At 67.9% G+C, this 17,628-nt stretch carries 19 protein-coding genes; 5 read left to right on the forward strand and 14 right to left on the reverse strand.

Going from position 1 to position 17,628, the window contains the following annotated elements; translation table 11 throughout:
- Nucleotides 1-42: 42 nt before the first annotated feature.
- Nucleotides 43-351 carry a DUF485 domain-containing protein gene (locus LPA45_RS29260; protein WP_116319541.1) on the forward strand — a complete coding sequence of 103 codons (309 nt, stop codon included), beginning with the start codon at nt 43-45 and terminating at the stop codon, nt 349-351.
- Complete coding sequence (locus LPA45_RS29265) at nt 348-2,021, forward strand: cation acetate symporter (protein ID WP_317920641.1); 1,674 nt, start codon at nt 348-350, stop codon at nt 2,019-2,021. Before LPA45_RS29260 ends, LPA45_RS29265 begins: the two co-directional genes overlap by 4 nt.
- 35 nt (nt 2,022-2,056) lie before the next feature.
- Here LPA45_RS29265 and fusA read toward each other — a convergent pair whose 3' ends face one another.
- Both fusA and LPA45_RS29275 read right to left on the reverse strand, forming a co-directional pair.
- Nucleotides 2,057-4,120: an elongation factor G gene (gene fusA / locus LPA45_RS29270; protein WP_317920643.1), complete on the reverse strand. Its 2,064-nt coding sequence runs from the start codon at nt 4,118-4,120 to the stop codon at nt 2,057-2,059.
- Nucleotides 4,121-4,320: 200 nt separating this feature from the next.
- Complete coding sequence (locus LPA45_RS29275; RefSeq protein ID WP_317920645.1) at nt 4,321-5,214, reverse strand: oxidoreductase; 894 nt, start codon at nt 5,212-5,214, stop codon at nt 4,321-4,323.
- A 190-nt stretch (nt 5,215-5,404) separates the two neighbouring features.
- On the opposite strand from LPA45_RS29275, the gene gcvA reads away from it, so the two are divergent.
- Entirely contained in the window at nt 5,405-6,301 is an 897-nt protein-coding gene (gcvA, locus tag LPA45_RS29280; protein ID WP_317920647.1) for a transcriptional regulator GcvA, read from the forward strand.
- Between the two features lie 24 nt (nt 6,302-6,325).
- Here gcvA and LPA45_RS29285 read toward each other — a convergent pair whose 3' ends face one another.
- The 9 genes from LPA45_RS29285 to LPA45_RS29325 all read right to left on the reverse strand — a co-directional run bounded on the left by LPA45_RS29285 (nt 6,326) and on the right by LPA45_RS29325 (nt 13,382).
- Nucleotides 6,326-6,484 (reverse strand): hypothetical protein, encoded by a 159-nt coding sequence (locus LPA45_RS29285; RefSeq protein ID WP_199414579.1) that lies wholly within the window; start codon nt 6,482-6,484, stop codon nt 6,326-6,328.
- Nucleotides 6,481-7,713 (reverse strand): CaiB/BaiF CoA-transferase family protein, encoded by a 1,233-nt coding sequence (locus LPA45_RS29290; RefSeq protein ID WP_317920651.1) that lies wholly within the window; start codon nt 7,711-7,713, stop codon nt 6,481-6,483. The genes LPA45_RS29285 and LPA45_RS29290 overlap by 4 nt, the downstream gene beginning before the upstream one ends.
- 1 nt (nt 7,714) lies before the next feature.
- Complete coding sequence (locus LPA45_RS29295) at nt 7,715-8,116, reverse strand: PaaI family thioesterase (protein ID WP_116319622.1); 402 nt, start codon at nt 8,114-8,116, stop codon at nt 7,715-7,717.
- 29 nt (nt 8,117-8,145) lie between these two features.
- The gene (locus LPA45_RS29300) at nt 8,146-9,129 is read right to left on the reverse strand and encodes a tripartite tricarboxylate transporter substrate binding protein (protein WP_116319547.1); all 984 of its coding nucleotides are present in this window, start codon (nt 9,127-9,129) and stop codon (nt 8,146-8,148) included.
- A 32-nt stretch (nt 9,130-9,161) separates the two neighbouring features.
- Nucleotides 9,162-9,965, reverse strand: a complete 804-nt coding sequence (locus LPA45_RS29305) for an enoyl-CoA hydratase/isomerase family protein (RefSeq protein ID WP_317920654.1) — start codon at nt 9,963-9,965, stop codon at nt 9,162-9,164.
- Between the two features lie 10 nt (nt 9,966-9,975).
- Nucleotides 9,976-10,740: an SDR family NAD(P)-dependent oxidoreductase gene (locus LPA45_RS29310; protein WP_317920656.1), complete on the reverse strand. Its 765-nt coding sequence runs from the start codon at nt 10,738-10,740 to the stop codon at nt 9,976-9,978.
- Nucleotide 10,741: 1 nt separating this feature from the next.
- Nucleotides 10,742-11,887: a thiolase family protein gene (locus LPA45_RS29315; RefSeq protein ID WP_317920657.1), complete on the reverse strand. Its 1,146-nt coding sequence runs from the start codon at nt 11,885-11,887 to the stop codon at nt 10,742-10,744.
- 29 nt (nt 11,888-11,916) lie between these two features.
- Nucleotides 11,917-12,270 carry a Zn-ribbon domain-containing OB-fold protein gene (locus LPA45_RS29320; RefSeq protein WP_317920658.1) on the reverse strand — a complete coding sequence of 118 codons (354 nt, stop codon included), beginning with the start codon at nt 12,268-12,270 and terminating at the stop codon, nt 11,917-11,919.
- A gap of 182 nt (nt 12,271-12,452) precedes the next feature.
- Entirely contained in the window at nt 12,453-13,382 is a 930-nt protein-coding gene (locus LPA45_RS29325; protein ID WP_116319552.1) for a LysR family transcriptional regulator, read from the reverse strand.
- 153 nt (nt 13,383-13,535) lie between these two features.
- Between LPA45_RS29325 and LPA45_RS29330 the strand changes: the two genes are divergently transcribed.
- Nucleotides 13,536-13,808 carry a hypothetical protein gene (locus LPA45_RS29330; protein ID WP_147316209.1) on the forward strand — a complete coding sequence of 91 codons (273 nt, stop codon included), beginning with the start codon at nt 13,536-13,538 and terminating at the stop codon, nt 13,806-13,808.
- A 48-nt stretch (nt 13,809-13,856) separates the two neighbouring features.
- Here LPA45_RS29330 and LPA45_RS29335 read toward each other — a convergent pair whose 3' ends face one another.
- From LPA45_RS29335 to tauA, 3 genes are read right to left on the reverse strand one after another with little or no spacing between them, the layout of a single operon-like run.
- Nucleotides 13,857-14,741, reverse strand: a complete 885-nt coding sequence (locus tag LPA45_RS29335; protein WP_116319554.1) for an ABC transporter permease subunit — start codon at nt 14,739-14,741, stop codon at nt 13,857-13,859.
- Nucleotides 14,742-14,751: 10 nt separating this feature from the next.
- Nucleotides 14,752-15,528, reverse strand: coding sequence for a taurine ABC transporter ATP-binding protein (locus tag LPA45_RS29340; protein ID WP_029044916.1), 777 nt, complete (start codon nt 15,526-15,528; stop codon nt 14,752-14,754).
- A gap of 35 nt (nt 15,529-15,563) precedes the next feature.
- Nucleotides 15,564-16,562 carry a taurine ABC transporter substrate-binding protein gene (gene tauA, locus LPA45_RS29345; RefSeq protein WP_116319555.1) on the reverse strand — a complete coding sequence of 333 codons (999 nt, stop codon included), beginning with the start codon at nt 16,560-16,562 and terminating at the stop codon, nt 15,564-15,566.
- 295 nt (nt 16,563-16,857) lie between these two features.
- Between tauA and LPA45_RS29350 the strand changes: the two genes are divergently transcribed.
- Nucleotides 16,858-17,628 (forward strand): SDR family NAD(P)-dependent oxidoreductase, encoded by a 771-nt coding sequence (locus LPA45_RS29350; protein WP_116319556.1) that lies wholly within the window; start codon nt 16,858-16,860, stop codon nt 17,626-17,628.

Consider the following 17,628-nt stretch of genomic DNA (forward strand, 5'->3'; position numbering starts at 1 on the left):
CCTCCCAGAGCCGCCACGCCCCCCTGCGCCAAAGGAGACACCATGGACGCGCGACAACTGGAAACCATCCAGAACCACCCCGACTTCATCCGCCTGATCCACGGCCGCACGCGCCTGGGCTGGTCGCTGACGCTGCTCATGCTGGCGATCTACTTCGGCTTCATCCTGTTGCTGGCCTTCTCGCCCGCCACGCTTGGTACGCCGATCGGCGCAGGCGTCATGACCGTCGGCATTCCTGTCGGCGTGGCGGTGATCTTCGCCGCCGTGCTGCTGACCGCCATCTACGTCCACCGCGCCAACCGCGACCTGGACCCGCTCAACGAACGCGTGCGCAAGGAGTGCGAAGCATGAAGCCGGTACACCGTTTCCTCGGCGCGGCCCTGTGCGGGCTCGCCAGTATCGCCGCCACCACCGCCACCGCGGCCCCCGCGATCCAGGGCGAAGCCGCGCAGCGGCCGCTGAACTGGAGCGCCATCGTGATGTTCATGCTGTTCGTCCTGTTCACGCTCGGCATCACCCGCTGGGCCGCGCGGCGTACGCGCTCGGCCTCGGACTTCTATGCGGCCGGCGGCGGTCTCACCGGCTTCCAGAACGGCCTGGCGATCGCCGGCGACATGGTGTCGGCCGCGTCGTTCCTCGGCATCTCGGCCATGATGTTCGACAAGGGCTATGACGGGCTGATCTACGCGCTCGGCGTGGTGGCCGGATGGCCGATCATCCTGTTCATCGTGGCCGAACGCCTGCGCAACCTCGGCCGCTACACCTTTGCCGACGTGGTCTCGTACCGGCTGGCGCAAAAGCCGGTGCGCATCACCGCCGCGTGCGGCACGCTGACGGTGGTCATCATGTACCTGGTCGCGCAGATGGTCGGCGCGGGCAAGCTGATCGAAATGTTGTTCGGCACCAGCTATGAATCGGCGGTGGTCATCGTCGGCGCGCTGATGGTGCTGTACGTGATGTTCGGCGGCATGCTGGCGACGACGTGGGTGCAGATCATCAAGGCGCTGCTGCTGCTCGGCGGCGTGACGTTCATGGCAGTGATGGTGCTGGCCCACTTCGGCTTCAGCCCGGAAGCCATGTTCGCCAGCGCGGCCAAGGTGCATGACAAGGGCGCCGCGATCCTGTCGCCGGGCGGGCTGGTGTCCAATCCGATCGATGCGATCTCGCTGGGCGTCGGCATGATGTTCGGCACCGCTGGCCTGCCGCACATCCTGATGCGCTTCTTCACAGTCGCGGATGCCAGGGAGGCGCGCAAGTCCGTGCTCTACGCCACCGGCTTTATCGGCTACTTCTACGTGCTGATCCTGGTGGTGGGCTTCGGCGCGATCGTGATGGTGGGCGCGGACCCGGCCTATCGCGACGCGGCGGGCAAGCTGATCGGCGGCAGCAACATGGTGGCCGTGCACCTGTCCCACGTGATCGGCGGCGACCTGTTCCTCGGCTTTATCTCGGCGGTGGCGTTCGCGACCATCCTGGCGGTAGTGGCGGGGCTGGCGCTGTCGGGCGCGTCGGCGGTGTCGCATGACCTCTACGCCAACGTGTTCCGCCGCGGACAGGCCAGCGAGAAGGATGAGATCCGCGTGTCGAAGATCGCCACGCTGGTGATCGGCCTGCTGGCGATGGTGCTGGGCGTGATGTTCGAGAAGCAGAACATCGCGTTCCTGTCCGGGCTGGTGCTGGCGATCGCCGCGTCGGTCAATTTCCCGGTGCTGTTCCTGTCGATGTTCTGGAAGGGGCTGACCACGCGCGGTGCGGTGGCGGGCAGCCTGGCGGGGCTGGTGTCGGCGGTGGTGCTGCTGGTGCTGGGCCCGACCGTGTGGGTGGGAATCCTCAAGCACCAGCAGGCGATCTTCCCGTATGCCAACCCGGCGTTGTTCTCGATGACGCTGGCCTTCGCCAGCGCCTGGCTGGTGTCGGTGCTGGACCGCTCGGCGCAGGCAAGCGCCGAACGCCAGCGCTACGGCGCGCAGTTCGTGCGCGCCATGACCGGCATCGGCGCGGCCGGCGCCAGCCAGCACTGAGCCAGCATTTAGCCAACACTGAGCCAGCCGCGCGCTCAGTCGGTGTCCTGCTGCGCCTTGTGGCGGGACGCCATCTTCTCTTGCTGCCCCGGCGGCACGTTGTCGTAGTGGCTGAACTGGATGGTGTAGCTGCCGTGTCCGCCGGTCATGCTGTTCAGCCGTGACTGGTAGTCGTTCAGCTCCGACAGCGGTACCTGTCCGGCAACGATCACCGCGTTGCCGGCCGCGGTGCGGGTGCCATGCACCTGTCCGCGCTTGGCCGAGAGATCGCCGATGACGTCGCCCATGGACGTGCCCGGCACCGTGACCTCGATATCGACGATCGGCTCCAGCACGCTGGGGCGCGCCTTCATCACCGCGTCGACAAAGGCCTTGCGCCCCGCGGCCGCGAACGCGACTTCCTTGGAATCGACCGGATGGCTCTTGCCGTCGTACACGGTCACGCGCACGTCCTGCATCGCAAAGCCGGCCAGCGGCCCGCTTTCCAGCACCTGGCGGATGCCTTTCTCCACCGCGGGAATGAACTGGCCGGGAATGGCACCGCCCTTGACCGCATCGATGAACTCGAAGCCCTCGCCGCGCGGCAGCGGTTCCACGCGCAGCATCACTTCACCGAACTGGCCGGCGCCGCCGGTCTGCTTCTTGTGGCGGTGATGGCCATCGGCCTTGCCGGCGATGGTCTCGCGATACGCGATCTTCGGCGGCCGCGTGGCGACTTCCAGCTTGTACTGCTCGGTCAGACGCTCCAGCGCGCAGCGCAGGTGGAACTCGCCAAGGCCGAAAACGACGGTCTCGTTGGTGCCGGCGGGATGCTCGACGCGCAGGCAGGGGTCTTCGGCGCTGAGCTTGTGCAGCACCTCGGCCAGCCGCTGCTCGTTGCCGCGCCGCGCCGGCTCGATCGCCAGGCCATAGATCGGCGTGGGGAATTCCAGCGGCGTCAGGTGGATGTCGCCGTCCTCGGTAGCGTCGTGCAGCACGGCGTCGAAGCCAAGTTCATCGACCTTGGCCACCGCGCAGATATTCCCGGGCCCGGCGCGTTGGACTTCCTGCGTCTCCTTGCCCTGCAGCAACAGCAGGTGCGCCACCTTGAACGGCTGGCGGCCTTCGCCGATATAAAGCTGGCTGTCGCGCGTGACCGTGCCCTGGTGGATGCGGAACACCGCCAGCTTGCCGACATAGGGGTCGATCACCACCTTGAACACATGCGCCAGCACGTGCTTATCCGGCACCGGCTCGGCGCGCACCGCCTTGCGCTTTTCGGTGCCTTCGGCATCCTGGCCGGTGGAGCGGTAGAACAGCGGCGGGTTGCCTTCGGTGGGATTGGGCAGCAGCCGCACGAACACGTCGAGCAGTTCCTCGATGCCGGCGCCGGTGGCGGCCGAGGTAAAGCAGATCGGCACCAGGTGGCCCTCGCGCAGCGCGCGCTCGAACGGCGCGTGCAATTGCTCGGGCGTGATGGCCTCGCCTTGCTCCAGGTACAGCTCCATCAACTGCGGGTCGATCTCTATGACCTGATCGATCAACGCTTCATGCGCCGACGCCACCGATAAAAAATCCGACTCGCCGGCCGGATTGAAGAAGCAGTCTACTATCTTGCCGCCGTTGCCCGCCGGCAGGTTGATGGGCAAGCACTCTTTGCCGAATGCCTCCTGGATATCGGCCAGCAGCGCCGGCAGGTCGACCTTCTCGCCGTCGATGCCGTTGATGATGATCATCCGGCATAGCTGCCGGGACTGCGCCCACGCCATGGCACGGCGCGTGGTCATCTCTATGCCGTTCTGCGCATTGATGACGATGGCGGCGGTCTCGACCGCTGCCAGCGCGCTGATCGCAAGCCCGGAAAAATCAGGGTAGCCCGGTGTGTCCAGCAGGTAGATACGGGTGTCGCGGAAGTCGACGTGGGTGATGGCGGAACTCAGCGAGCGCTTGTACTTGCGCTCCAGCGGATCGTTGTCGCTGACCGTGGAGCCGCGCTCCACGCTGCCCGGGGTGTGGATCGCACCCCCCTTGTGCAGCAGCGCTTCGACCAGCGAGGTCTTGCCGCAACCTGCATGCCCGAGCAGGGCAACGGTGCGGATGGCATCGGGACTGTCGTGCATGGTGGCTCTCTCGTCCGGCAATGGCTGTCAGGGCATTATTGGCGAAATTCGCCGGAAACGACATATGCCAGTGTCGGCATTGGGACAAAGCCTGATGCGCGCAGGGTGCAAAGTGGTGCGGCCGGCGCTTGGCCGGCCGACAACTTCACTTCCCGCCTGGCTGCAGCGCAGCAAGAGGCGTACTGCTGCGCTGCAACAGGTCAGGCGTTTGCGTCCACGTGGTCGGTCGATACGGCCACCGCATGCCACGCCGCCAGTTCGCCTTCCACCTTGCGGTTCTTCTCCGCGATGCGAGCCACCGTATCCGAGCCGAGCGGCAGGCGAACCGGCGGGTTGTCGCTGTCGGCAAGGGCGAGCAGTGCCACGGCCAGCCTGGCGGGATCGCCAGGCTGCTGGTGGTTGGCAGATGCCATGTGGCCGCGCATGGCGCCGACGGTCTCGGCGTATTCGGCGATCTCGGTGCCGACGCGGACCAGCGAGCTGGCGTCGAGGAAGTCGGTGCGGAAGAAGCCCGGCTCGACCACGGTGGCGCGGATGCCCAGTGGCGAGAGTTCTGCATCGAGCGCTTCGGTCAGGCCTTCCACCGCGAACTTGGTGGCGCCGTAGACGCCCCAGCCGGGATAGGCTGCATAGCCGCCGATCGACGAGATATTGACGACGTGCCCGCTGCGCTGGCGGCGCATCTGCGGCAGCACCGCGCGCTTCACGTTCAGCACGCCGAAGACGTTGGTCGCGAACTGCTGCTCAACTTCGCGCGCCGACGCTTCCTCCACCGCGCCCAGCAGGCCGTAGCCGGCGTTGTTGACCAGCACGTCGATGCGGCCAAAGCGGGCCACGGCAGCTTCGGCGGCAGCGATTGCCTGCGCTTCGCTGGTGACGTCGAGGGCCACCGGCAGCAGGTTGTCGTGCGCGCCCACGGCATCGGTGATCGCTTCGGGGCGGCGTGCGGTGGCGACGACACGGTCGCCGCGGGCCAGCGCGGCGCGGGTCAGCTCCATGCCGAAGCCGCGCGAGGCCCCGGTGATGAACCAGACCTTGCCGGCGGTGTTGGCGTTGGCGGCGGTGTTCGTGGTGTTGGTGGTGTTGGCGGACATGTGGATCTCCTTGGGGATGGTGCTCGGTTTGACTGCGTTGTCTGATGGCGGGGGCCACGGAGACAAATTTAGGCGCGCAATGTCCGCAACACTAGGCGGTGCAATCGTGTTTCAAAGGCAACCAGCAGTTGTCAATAAACGTGGCCGGCTTCGATTGAGCAATCCTCAACCGTATGGCAGACTCGCCGGCATGGACAAACTGCCTCCCCTGAATGCCCTGCGCGCCTTTGAAGCGGCGGCGCGGCACCTGAGCATCACCACCGCGGCCGACGAGCTGCATGTGACGCCGGGCGCCGTCAGCCGGCAGATCCGCGCGCTGGAAGAGGGCCTGGGCGTGCAGCTGCTGCATCGCGGCCACCGGCAGATCTCGCTGACCCGCGCCGGCGAGGACTATTACCGCGCGGTGACCCGGGCGATGGACGACCTGCGCGAAGCCACGCGGCGGCTCGGCAAGCGGGCCAGGCGCAAGCAACTCAAGGTGCGCGCCTACACCACCTTCGCCATGCGCTGGCTGATCCCGCGGCTGTCGACCTTCCACGCGGCCAACCCCGGCATCGAGGTGCTGCTGACCGCGTCGCTGGACCCGGTCGATTTCCGCAAGGAAGACATCGACGGTGCGATCCGGCTCGGCGACGGCAAGTGGAGCGGCGTGAATACCTACCGCCTGGTGTCCAACATCCTGGTGCCGGTCTGCAGCCCCGGCGTTGCGGCGGGCAGCCCGAAGGTGAAGAAGGCTGCCGACCTGCAGCACCAGACGCTGCTGCATTCGATTGCGCGTCCGGACGACTGGGCGCATTGGCTGAAGGCGGCACGCGCCGACGCGCAGGTGGATGCGCGCAGCGGCATGACGTTCCAGAGTTCCGCCATGGCGTATGCCGCGGCAGTGGAAGGGCAGGGCTTTGCCATCGCCCAGCGCTTCCTGGTCGCGGCCGACCTGGAGGCCGGGCGGCTGGTTGCGCCGTTCCGCCAGACGGTCGACATGGGCGATTTCACCTACTACCTGCTGACGCCCGCCGACCGCAAGGAAAGCGCCAGCATGGCGGTGTTCCGCGAGTGGCTGCTGGCGCAGTGCGAGACGCAGGGTTAGTGGACTCAGCCCGGCGCGCGCCGGTCACCAGCCGGCGAAGCGGTCGGGAATGGCAAGCTGCGCGCTGATGACCTGGTGGTAGCGCGCGAACGCCTGCTGCGCGCAGGTTTCCAGGCCATGTCCCAGCGCCGCCATCATCACCGCATGCAGGTAGAGCGCGGCGATGATGTCGGCGCGGTTCATGATGCCGTTGCCGCGAGCGGCGCCTCGACACCACCGGCACAGTGGACCGCGCCCCGGGCCTGCAGGGCCGCGACCTGTGCCGCGCTGAAGCCAAGTTCCGCGAGCACCGCTTGCGTGTGCTGACCGCACGCCGGCGCCGGGTGCACCGGCAGCGCGTTTTCCTGCGCACTGTTGATCGGGAAGCCGGGCGTGCGGATCTCGCCCAGCGTCTCGTGCGGGATACGCTGCATCATGCGGTTGGCCGCTACCTGCGGGTGCGCCATCAGGTCTTCATACGTGGCCACGCGTGCGCACAGGATGTCGGCGTCCTGCAGCAGCGCCAGCCACGCGTCGGTCGGACGGGTCACGAACACGCTGGTCAGTGTCTCCACCATTGCCGCACGGTTGGCCACGCGCAGCGGCGAAGTGGCAAAGCGCGGATCGTCGGCAAGCGCCGGCAGGCCCAGCACGTCGCACAGCCGGCGCCAGCGTTCGGGCATGTAGGCGGCGACCATGATCCAGCCGTCAGCGGTGCGGAAGGCCTGGTTGGGGGCGGAGTACGGCGCGGCGCTACCCGCGCGTTCCGGCAGCTTCCCGTCGGCGCAATAGCTGGTGATCGACGATTGCTGCAGCGCCAGCGCGGCGTTGAGCAGGCTGACGTCGAGATGCCCGCCCTGGCCGTCGCGTGCACGTTGCGCCAGCTTGCCGAGAATGCCCACGCAGGCCACGTAGCCGGTCATTACATCGACCACCGGCGCCTGCACCTTGCACGGTTCGCCGTCGGGCAGGCCGATCAGGCTCATCAACCCGGCGTCGGCCTGGATGATGCCGTCGACGCCGGCGCGGCCTGCATAGGGCCCGTCCTGGCCATAAGCGGAGATCGAGCAGTAGACCAGCGATGGGTTCAGCGCCGACAGTTCGGCATAGCCAAGCCCCAGGCGCTCCATCACGCCCGGGCGCATGCTTTCCACCACGATGTCGGCTTCCGTCACCATCCGGCGCGCCACCGCGAGCCCCTCGGGGGATTTCAGGTCCAGCGCCACGCCCAGCTTGTTGCGGTTGAAACCGTGGAACAGCGCGCTGTCGTCGCCCAGCCAGCCGGGCCCAAGCCCGCGGCCCAGTTCGCCGCCGGGCGGCTCTACCTTGATGACCCTGGCGCCCATGTCGGCCAGCAGCATGGTGCAGGTCGGCCCGGCGCCGATCTGGGTGAAATCGATGACGGTCAGGCCGTTCAGTGCGTCGCGCAGCATGTCAGGTCTCCGGAGATACGTGGGATCGTTTGAACGTGCCTTGCGCGGTGGCGACCAGCACGCCGGCTTCGGTGGCCAGTTCGGCCGAGGCAAAGTACAGGCTCCTGCCGGCACGGCTCACCGTGGCGTTGGCGCGCAGCCGCCCGGCGCTGGCCTTGCTGAGGTAGCTGATGGCCAGCATCACCGTCACCGCGTGGCCGAGGGCGCCGTCGGGGCCCGTCGGCAGGCCGGCATAGCCGCAGGCGGCGTCGAGCAGCGTGGCGATCACGCCGCCCTGCACGCTGCCCTGCCGGTTCAGGTGGCGCGGCTCGATGTCGAGTTCGAAGGTGCAGCGGCCGTCGCCGACGCTGGCCAGGCGGATGCCCAGGTAGTCCAGCAGCGGGTTGTCGGTGGGCGGCAGCATGGCGGGATCGAAGAGAGCGGCCGGCGCGTTCACAGCGCCACCTTGATGTTGTTGTCCTGGATCACGCGCTGCCAGCGCGACATTTCCTTGCCGATGTACGCCTTCAGTTCATCCGGCGTGGAAGCTTGCGGTTCGAAGCCCTGCTTTGCCAGTTGCCCGGCAACGTCGGGCGACTTCAGCGCCGCCACCAGCGCGGCGTTGACCTTGTCGACCACGGCCTTGGGCGTGCGCGCCGGCGCCAGCAGGCTGTACCAGAGCTCCGCGTCGTAGCCGGCGATGCCGGCTTCGGCAAAGGTCGGCAGGTCAGGCATCAGCGCGCTGCGTTTCTTGCCGGCGATGCCGAGCGCGCGCAGCTTGCCGGCGCGCACGAACTGGATCGACGAGGCAAAGGTGGCGAACGAGATCTGCACCTGGCCGCCCATCAGGTCGGCGATCGACGGGCCGGTGCCGCGGTAGGGTACGTGCAGCAGTTCGGTCTTGTTCAGCTTGGCGAAGACCTCGCCCGCCAGGTGCTGCGGCGTGCCGGGCCCGGGGCTGCTGTAGCTGAGCTTGCCCGGATTGGCGCGGGTGTACTGGATGAACTCCTGCAGCGTGCGGAATGGCTGCTCGGGATTGGCGACCAGCATGATCGGCACCGACGCGATGCGCCCGACCGGTTCGAAGTCGCGCTCGACCTGGAACGGGACCTTCATGCCGAGAAACGGGTTCATCGTGATCTGGCTCGACGCGATCACCAGGGTATAGCCGTCCGGCGCGGCATGCGCGACGTAGTCGGCGCCGAGGTTGCCGCCGGCGCCGGGCTTGTTCTCGATCACGATGGTCTGGCCCAGCAACTGGCCCATCTTGGGCGCGATGGCGCGCGCGAGGATGTCGTTGCCGCCGCCGGGGGCGAACGGCACCACCAGCGTGATCGGTTTCTGCGCGGGGTAGGGCGCCTGCGCCGCCGCACTTAGTGCCGTGGCTGCCAGCACGCCGGCCATTGCCGCGCGCATGATTCGGGAAATACCTGCCATGGTTGTCTCCTGCGTGATTCTTGTCTGGCCGCTCAACGGCCCGTATAGCGGGGCTGCCGCTTGTCGGCGAAGGCCTGTCGCCCTTCCATGCGGTCTGCGGTATCGCGCAGCACGCCCCAGTAGAGTTCGGTCAGTTGCTGCGCGTCGGCCTCGCTGAGGTGGCTGGTCTGGCGCGACAGCTTCCTGACCGCCTGCACCGCCAGCGGTGCATTGGCGGCGATGCGGGCGGCCAGCGCCAGCGCGCGGTCGCGCAAGGCGTCGGGCGCCATCGTCTCGGTGACCAGGCCGATGCGCGCAGCGTGCGCGGCGTCGATCCGCTCGCCGGTCAGCACCATTTGCATCGCATGCGCCGCGGGCACGGCCTTGAGCAGGCGGTGCAGGCCGGACACCGCCGGGATCGAGCCGACCGCCACTTCGGGCAGGCCGAAGGTGGCCTGCGTCGACGCAATCCGCAAGTCGCACTGCAGCGCGATCTCCAGCCCGGCGCCCAGGCAGTGCCCGTTGACCGCCGCCACCAGCGGCTTGCCGAGGCCGAGGTCGGTCAGGTCCATCAGCCGGATATAGAGCCCGAGGTCCGCGGCCTGCTCAGGCGCGCGGAACAGCGCCTCGGGGTAGGTGGCGGCTGAAGTGCGCGTGCCTTTCAGATCCGCCCCGGCGCAGAAGGCGCGCGTGCCGGCGCCGGTCAGCACCGCGACGCGCAGGTCGTCGCGGTCGCGCACCTCGGCCAGGTGTGCGCGCAGTTCGCGCAGCGTGGTCACGTCGAGCGCATTGAGCGCGTCGGGCCGGTCGATGGTCAGCACCGCGACCGCGCCTTCGATGTGGCGTTGGATGGTCATGGGGGCCTCCTTACACGCTGGGCGACGACAGGCTGCGCCCGCCGCAGACATACAGCGTCTGGCCAGTCACGTACGACGACTGCGGATCGAGGAAGAAGCTGACCGCATTGGCGATGTCGTCGGCCGTGCCGATGCGCTGCACCGGCACCGACTTCTGCAGCCGCGCCTGCACCTCCGGCGCAAAGCCGCGGAACAGCGGGGTATCGACGATGCCGGGTGCGACCGCGTTGACGGTGATGCCCTTGCCCGCGAACTCGATCGCCAGCGAGCGCGTCAGGCTGACTACGCCACCCTTGGCCGCGGAGTAGTTGGCCTGCCCGAAGCCTCCCAGCCAGGCTCGCGACGAGATATTGACCACGCGCCCGTGGCCGCGCTCGACCATGCCGGGCAGCGCCGCGCGGCAGCACAGGAACTGCGAGCGCAGGTTGGTATCGATGACCAGGTCCCAGTCGTCGTCGGTCATCTTCAGGAAGCGCATGTCGCGCACGGCGCCCGCGTTGTTGATCAGGTAATCCACGCGGCCGGCACGTGCCGACACCTGCGCAAAGGCGTCGTTGACCGCGGCGGAATCGGTCAGGTCGGCGGTGGCGCCGAAGGCATTCAGCCCTTCGGCGGCCAGCGTGCCGACGGCCTCGTCGAGCGCCCCGCCATCGCGGTCGAGCAGCGCCACGGTCAGCCCTTGCCGCGCCAGTTGCGTGGCGATGCCCAGGCCGATGCCGCGCGCGGCGCCCGTCACCACGGCCACGTGGGTGGGATCGAATCGTTGCGTACTCATCTCAGACTCCCAGCAGGTGGACGGAAGACGCGGCGTGGTCGACACCAGCAATGCCGCCGCCGGTGCATTGCGTCAGGCCGACGCGGGCGTTGTCGACCTGGCGCTCGCCGGCGCGCCCTTGCAGGTGCCACAGGATTTCGACCATCTGCGCCACGCCCGTCGCGCCGAGCGGATGCCCCTTGGCCAGCAGGCCGCCGCTGGGGTTGACCGGCACGCGGCCGCCCAGCCGGGTTGCGCCGGACTTCAGCAGCGACACCGCTTCGCCTGGCCCGGCCAGGCCCAGCGCTTCGTAGTAAAGCAGTTCGGCGATGGTGAAGGCGTCATGCAGCTCGACCACATCGACGTCCTGCGGGCCCAGCCCGGCCTGTTCATACGCCTGGCGTGCGGCACGCGCGGTGATCTCGGCATCGAGGATGTCGTCGTCGGCCTCTTCGCGCAGGCCGGACACCACCACCGAGGACAGCACCTTGACCGGGCGCGCCTGCGCCGGGCGGCGCGTGCTCAGCACCACGGCGGCGGCGCCGTCGACCTGCGACGGGCAGCACTGCAGCAGCGTCAGCGGGTCGGCGATCATGCGCGAGCCGAGCACTTCCTCCACCGTGGTGGCCTTGCGCTGCTGCGCATATGGGTTAAGCGAGCCGTTGTAGCGGTTCTTGACCGCCACTTCCGCCAGGTCGGCGGGCGACGCGTCGCGCTCGTGCAGGAAGCGCGTGCCGCGCATCGCATAGACCGCGGGCAGCACCATGCCGGCCTTGGCATATAGCTCCGTCTTGTGGTCGTTGCGCTGCAGCGGGATGGTGCCGCCGCCGAGCGCGGTGAGCTGCTCGATGCCGAACACCAGCACCGTGTCGTATTGCCCGGCCAGCAGCGCATGCCGCGCCAGGTGCACGCCGGTGGCGCCGCTGGCGCAGGCGTTCTCGACGTTGTAGACCGGAATGCCCTTCAGGCCCAGGTCGCGCACGATCAGCTGGCCCAGGATCATGCCGCCCAGCACATTGGCGCAATACACCGCCTGGATGCGGCCGGCCGGCACGTCGGCGTCGGCCAGTGCCTTGAGGATGGCCTGTTGCGCCAGTTCGGGCGCCAGCACGCCGGCGTGGCGGCCGAACGGCGTCATCGCGCCGCCGTGGATGTAGATGTCCTGCATGTTGCTTTTCCTTTCCTTTTCTCGATCCATCAGGCCGTGACGGCCTCGAAGACATAGCCGAACTCGGCGTCGGGGCGGGCTTCATAGCGGTCGCCGATCACCGGGCGCGCCTTGCCCTGCAGGCGCCCGAAGATGCGCACCGGCCCGACGAAGTCGACATAGCCGAGCGCGTACGGCGGCTGGCCGCTCTTGGGCGCGGGATGGATCACGGTGAAGCTGTAGACCACGCCGGAGCCGCGGATGGCGACGGGGTCATGCTCGGCGGCGAGCGGCGAACCGGCCGGCACTGCCGGGAAGATCCATTCGCCGGTGGCGCGGTGGCGCGAGGCGATCAGGTGGGGAAGGGGGTCCGCACTCCAGAGCGGATAGGCTTGGTCTGACACGGCAGTCTCCTGTTTGGTGGGCCTTGGCGTAATGGTTGTCGCTGGCGGCGCGCGCGACAAACGACATTTCCGGCGCCTTCGCTTGAGAAAAAATCAAACGAAAGGGCCGGAGCAGGGCTCGGGAGAAGCGTGCTGGCGGGAAGTGTGGGTGGGGTCGGGTCGCCTGCCTTGTGCCGGAAGGATCAGCGCACGAGCCCTGCTAGCCGCGACAGGGACTGTTCCGCGCCGCGCCCGGCTTCCACCACGAAGTCGATAAAGCGCCGGACCCGCACCGGCATCTGGCTGCGGTGCGGGTAGTACATGTACAGGCCGACGTTGCTGCTGCTGAATCCGGTCAGGATCGCCCTGAGCCGGCCGCTGACGAGGTCGGCGTGGATCATGTAGGCGGAGAGCTGGCCGATGCCCATGCCGGCGCGCACCGCTTCCACCTCGGTCTCCACGTCGTTGAAGCTGGCGACGGCGGGCACCTCCTGGTAGACCAGCGCGCCGTCGACCTGCAGCTCCCACGGCACCATGCGCCCGGTCGCCGGGCGGCGGAAGCCGGTGCACTGGTGCTGCAGCAGTTCGTCCAGCGTGGCCGGCTCGCCGTGCCGCGCCAGGTAGTCGGGCGCGGCGCAGATGACCAGCGGCAGGTCGCACAGCCGGCGCGCCACCAGGTTCTGGCCTGGGCTGGTGCCGGCGCGGAAGCCGATATCGATCCGGGACTCGACCAGGTCGGTGAAAAGGTCGCTCAGCACCACATCGAAGGTGATGCCCGGATGCAGTTCGCGGAAGGCGCGCACCAAGGGCACCAGCACACGGCTGCCGATCGACGGCGGCGCGGTCAGGCGGATCAGGCCGTCGTCATCGCTCTTGCTGCTGCGCACCTGGTCCAGCGCCTCATCCAGCTGGCGCATGCCCGGTGCGGCCAGTTCAAACAGGCGCGCGCCTTCGGTGGTGAGGCTGAGCTTGCGCGTGGTCCGGTGCAGCAGGCGTACGCCGAGGTCGTCTTCCAGCGTGCGCACCGCCTTGCTGACGGCTTGCGGGGTCACGCCGGCTTCCACCGCGGCGCGTTGGAAACTGCCGGCGCGCACCACGCCGATGAAGAGGGTCAGCACGCGGGCCTTGTCCATGACTGGCAACTGGCGGTTGGTAATGTGCCGATGATAGTGCCGAACCGCCTCGCTGGTTTGAAAAGGCGGGAATTTCGTACAAGTGACGGGACCGGTCTGCGTTGCGTAGCATTAGGGGCTTACCAGGGAGTACCTGCGACAGGCGAGGAGACCATGGCAGAACCCTTGAGATGGATCACCGAAAGCTATCGCGGCATGTATGCCCACGTGATGGCCTTCGAGGTGGCGGATATTGCGACCGTCCGGGACACACCCGGACCGAAGTGGGGCTACCTGCTCGGTGTCGGGCGCTCGAAGACGCCGACGACCGACATGCAGTACGGCCTCGACGTCGACGAGCAGGACTATTTCACGCGCGCCGCGGCGGAACAGGGCGCGCTGCATTTTGGCAAGCGCTTGATCGACGTGATTCTGGAGTGCCAGTGAAAGGCTCTCTCCCCTCTCCCGCTTGCGGGAGAGCGGGGGGAAAACACCTTACATCCTCCCCTTCCAGGGCACCAGCCACTTCGCCATCTTGCGCATCAGCAGATCAAACACATACGCGATCAACCCGATCAGCACGATCCCCATGATCACCACGTCGGTACGCAGGAAGTTGGAAGCGTTCAGCACCATCTGCCCCAGCCCGGCGGTCGCGGCCACCATCTCCGCGGCGACCAGCGTGGTCCAGCCAAAGCCGATGGCGATGCGCATGCCAGTCAGGATGTCGGGCAGCGCGGCGGGCAGCACCACGTGCCGCACCACCTGCCACGGCGTGGCGCCCATCGAATAGGCCGCGTTGATCTGCTCGATCGTGACCGAGCGCACGCCCGCCTGCGCCGACATCGCCAGCGGTGCAAAGCACGCCAGGAAGATCAGCAGCACCTTCGAGGTCTCGTCGATGCCGAACCAGATCACGATCAGCGGCAGGTAGGCCAGCGGCGGCAGCGGGCGGTAGAACTCGATGGGCGGATCGAAGATGCCGCGCGCGATGCGCGACACGCCCATCAGCACGCCGATCGGCACCGCGGTAGCCACCGCCAGCCCGAACGCGCCGAACACGCGCACCATGCTCGCGGTGAAGTGCTCGGTCAGCGGCTGGCCGCCTTGCAGGTTGCCCTGCCAGGCATCGATGAAGGCGGTGACGATCGACTCCGGCGTGGGCAGGAACAGCGGCGGCAGCCAGCGCAGGTGGCTGGCGATCCACCACAGCGCCAGCAGGCTCACCACGGTAATGGTGGAGATGCTCGAGCTCGATCCCTCGCCGGGGAGGCGGTAGCCCGAGACGGCTTTCATCGGCTTGCTGGAAGGGGCGGAGCTTGGCGCGGCGGCAGGCGCGGCGCGCGGCGCGGGTTCGATGCGTTGAGCGGAAGCGGGCATCTTGAATTCCTCAGGCGGTAGCATGGATCAGGTCGACGATCTCTTCGCGGTAGCGGATGAACTCCGGGTCGGACTTGACCTGGCGGGCATCGCCGCACTCGATGAAGCGGCGCGCGAAGGGCAGTTCATAGGTATGCGCGATGCGGCCCGGCGACGGCGTCATCACGATCAGCCGCGTCGCCAGGAACAGCGCCTCTTCCACGCTGTGGGTGATGAAGAACACGATCTTCTGCTCCTTCGCCCAGAGCCTGAGGATCAGCGCCTGGATCGACTCGCGGGTCAGCGCGTCGAGCGCGCCCAGCGGTTCGTCCATCAGCATCACCGCCGGATCGCAGGCCAGCGCGCGCGCAATCCCCACGCGCTGCTGCATGCCGCCGGAAAGCTGGTAGACGGGCTTGGCAGCCGCCGCTTCCAGCCCCACCGCGGCCAGCTTCTCGCGCGCAATACGCAGGCGTTCCGCGCGCGGCACGCCGCGCAGGCGCAGGCCCAGCGCCACATTGTCGGCCACGCTCAGCCACGGCATCAGCGCATGCTTCTGGAACACCACGCCGCGCTCGGCACCGGGTCCGCGCACTGCCTTGCCGTTGAGCCGGATCTCGCCTTCCGACGGCTCCATGAAGCCGGCGATGCACGACAGCAGCGTGGTCTTGCCGCAGCCCGAGGCGCCCAGCGCGACGACGAAATCGCCGCGCTCCATGGTGAGATTGACCTGCGACAGGGCCAGCGTGCGGGCGCCGCCGGCGGCGCCGTAGTTCACGCTGAGGTTATCGATTTCAAGTTTGTTCATGACGATTTCCGCTGCTGTTCCACACACCGCGCGCGTTACCGCAGCGCACGTTTGGCCCATTCCGCATTGACGCCCTGGCCGTAGTCCGGCAACACCGTCTGGATGGTCCCTTGCTCCTTCAGGAATTGCGCCGCCGACTGCAGCGCGCGCGCCGCGCCGCCGCCGAGCCAGCGCTCCGAGACCTGTTCTTCCAGCGTCGGGAAGGCATACAGCGCCATGCTGGCCGGCACCGTCTCGGCCTTGGCGCCGGAGACCTTGGCCACCGCCTTGACCATCGGCGAATCGGCGGTCCATGACGCCTTGTTCTTGCGGTAGTTGTCGTCCGCGGCGGCCAGCACGCGCACCAGCTTGACCATGAACTCCGGGTTTTCGCGCGCGAACTTCTTGTTGGCGATCATCCCGTCGAAGGTCGCCTTGCCGGTATCGGCGGCGATCTGGCCGGAGGTCGTCAGCACCGTGCCCGACTGCTTGAGCTTGGCCAGCACCGGGTCCCAGATAAAGGTCGCGTCGATGTCGCCCCGCTCCCACGCGGCCGCGACCTCGGGCGGGCGCATGTTGACGATGCGCACGTCTTTCGGACTGACCTTGGCACGCTCCAGCGCGACCAGCGTGTGGTAGTGCGTGGTCGACACGAACGGCACGCCCACGCGCTTGCCCTTCAGGTCGGTGATGCTGGCGATCTTGCTGCCGTTGCGCGCGACCATGGCCTCGGCCGCGTTGATGTCGTCGAGGATCCAGAACAGCTCCACGTCCAGTCCTTGCGACAGCGCCGAGGCGATCGGCGAAGTGCCCGCCTCGCCGATGGCGATCTGGCCCGACGCCATGGCGCGGATTACGTCGCCGCCACCGCCGAACTGGCGGAACGACACCTTGTAGCCGGTCTGCTTCTCCAGCTCCTTCATGTCTTGCGCATAACGCCAGGGCACCACCATGTCCTGGTAAGCAATCACTACATCCTTGCTTTGCGCGTGGGCGGCTGGCGCCAGTGCTGCCGCCAGGGCGAAATACGTCGCAAGTCGCTTGATCCACCGCATGGTTCTGCTCCTCGAAAGGAAAGGGTTGAAGGTCACGGCTTTATAGGTGAGCGCCGATCCGGCCCTGTAGGGCCAGTTGGCCGGATTCGCTGGGGCCAGCCGCGGCGCAGGGCCGCAGATGGCGACAGGCCGGGCGGAGCGGTGGCCTGGGCAAGCGTCAATCATGGAAATCCTTAGCCGCCCGGAAGTGCGCCTGCGCGCATCCAAACTCATCGGTTCCGACGACGAGCTTTGTGCCGTGACGGGTCAACAATGTCCGGTCGAGGCAGCGACCCCACCATCCGAGGAGACAGACATGAGCAAGCACCCTTTCGACCTGACAGGAAAAGTGGCCCTGGTGACCGGCGGTAACGGCGGCATCGGGCTGGGCATTGCCGAGGGCCTGGCCGCGGCGGGCGCGGACATCGCCATCTGGGGCACCAACGCGGACAAGAACGCCGCCGCCGCCGACCGGCTGGCGCAGCACGGCCGCCGGGTGCACACCGAGGTGTGCGACGTGGGCGACGAGCAGGCGGTCGATGCTGCGATGCAGCGCACGGTGGCGGCGCTGGGCCGGATCGACGGCTGCTTTGCCAACGCGGGTATCGGCGGCAACAAGGGCCCGTTCGATACGTTGACGGCGGAGGTCTGGCGCAAGACCATGCGCGTCAACCTGGATGGTGCCTTTTTCACGCTGCGCGCCGCGGTGCGGCAGATGCTGGTGCAGGGCGAGGGCGGTGTGCTGTGCAGCACCGCTTCGGTTGCGGCCATCGAAGGCGCGCCGCGGACCGAGCACTATGCCGCCACCAAGGGCGGCGTGATCTCGATGATGCGCGGCCTGGCCGTCGAATATGCGCGCAAGGGCATCCGCGCGCATTCAATCCTGCCGGGCTGGATCAAGACCGAGATGACCGGCGCCGCGCAGGCCAACGATGCCTTCCAGGAGATGGTGCACAAGCGCGTGCCGATGCGCCGCTGGGGCGAAGGCAGCGACTTTGCCGGCATTGCGGTCTACCTGATGAGCCCGGCGTCGGCCTACCACACCGGCGACACCTTCGTCATCGACGGGGGCTATACGCTGTTCTAA

The organism is Cupriavidus sp. Agwp_2, assembly GCF_040784895.1.
Lineage (GTDB): Bacteria > Pseudomonadota > Gammaproteobacteria > Burkholderiales > Burkholderiaceae > Cupriavidus.

Coding starts and splice junctions, on each gene's coding strand:
- LPA45_RS29260 (WP_116319541.1), top strand. CDS start 43: ATGGACGCGCGACAACTGGAAACCATCCAGAACCACCCCGACTTCATC.
- LPA45_RS29265 (WP_317920641.1), top strand. CDS start 348: ATGAAGCCGGTACACCGTTTCCTCGGCGCGGCCCTGTGCGGGCTCGCC.
- fusA (WP_317920643.1), bottom strand. CDS start 4,120: ATGCACGACAGTCCCGATGCCATCCGCACCGTTGCCCTGCTCGGGCAT.
- LPA45_RS29275 (WP_317920645.1), bottom strand. CDS start 5,214: ATGTCCGCCAACACCACCAACACCACGAACACCGCCGCCAACGCCAAC.
- gcvA (WP_317920647.1), top strand. CDS start 5,405: ATGGACAAACTGCCTCCCCTGAATGCCCTGCGCGCCTTTGAAGCGGCG.
- LPA45_RS29285 (WP_199414579.1), bottom strand. CDS start 6,484: ATGAACCGCGCCGACATCATCGCCGCGCTCTACCTGCATGCGGTGATG.
- LPA45_RS29290 (WP_317920651.1), bottom strand. CDS start 7,713: ATGCTGCGCGACGCACTGAACGGCCTGACCGTCATCGATTTCACCCAG.
- LPA45_RS29295 (WP_116319622.1), bottom strand. CDS start 8,116: ATGCTGCCGCCCACCGACAACCCGCTGCTGGACTACCTGGGCATCCGC.
- LPA45_RS29300 (WP_116319547.1), bottom strand. CDS start 9,129: ATGGCAGGTATTTCCCGAATCATGCGCGCGGCAATGGCCGGCGTGCTG.
- LPA45_RS29305 (WP_317920654.1), bottom strand. CDS start 9,965: ATGACCATCCAACGCCACATCGAAGGCGCGGTCGCGGTGCTGACCATC.
- LPA45_RS29310 (WP_317920656.1), bottom strand. CDS start 10,740: ATGAGTACGCAACGATTCGATCCCACCCACGTGGCCGTGGTGACGGGC.
- LPA45_RS29315 (WP_317920657.1), bottom strand. CDS start 11,887: ATGCAGGACATCTACATCCACGGCGGCGCGATGACGCCGTTCGGCCGC.
- LPA45_RS29325 (WP_116319552.1), bottom strand. CDS start 13,382: ATGGACAAGGCCCGCGTGCTGACCCTCTTCATCGGCGTGGTGCGCGCC.
- LPA45_RS29330 (WP_147316209.1), top strand. CDS start 13,536: ATGGCAGAACCCTTGAGATGGATCACCGAAAGCTATCGCGGCATGTAT.
- LPA45_RS29335 (WP_116319554.1), bottom strand. CDS start 14,741: ATGCCCGCTTCCGCTCAACGCATCGAACCCGCGCCGCGCGCCGCGCCT.
- LPA45_RS29340 (WP_029044916.1), bottom strand. CDS start 15,528: ATGAACAAACTTGAAATCGATAACCTCAGCGTGAACTACGGCGCCGCC.
- tauA (WP_116319555.1), bottom strand. CDS start 16,562: ATGCGGTGGATCAAGCGACTTGCGACGTATTTCGCCCTGGCGGCAGCA.
- LPA45_RS29350 (WP_116319556.1), top strand. CDS start 16,858: ATGAGCAAGCACCCTTTCGACCTGACAGGAAAAGTGGCCCTGGTGACC.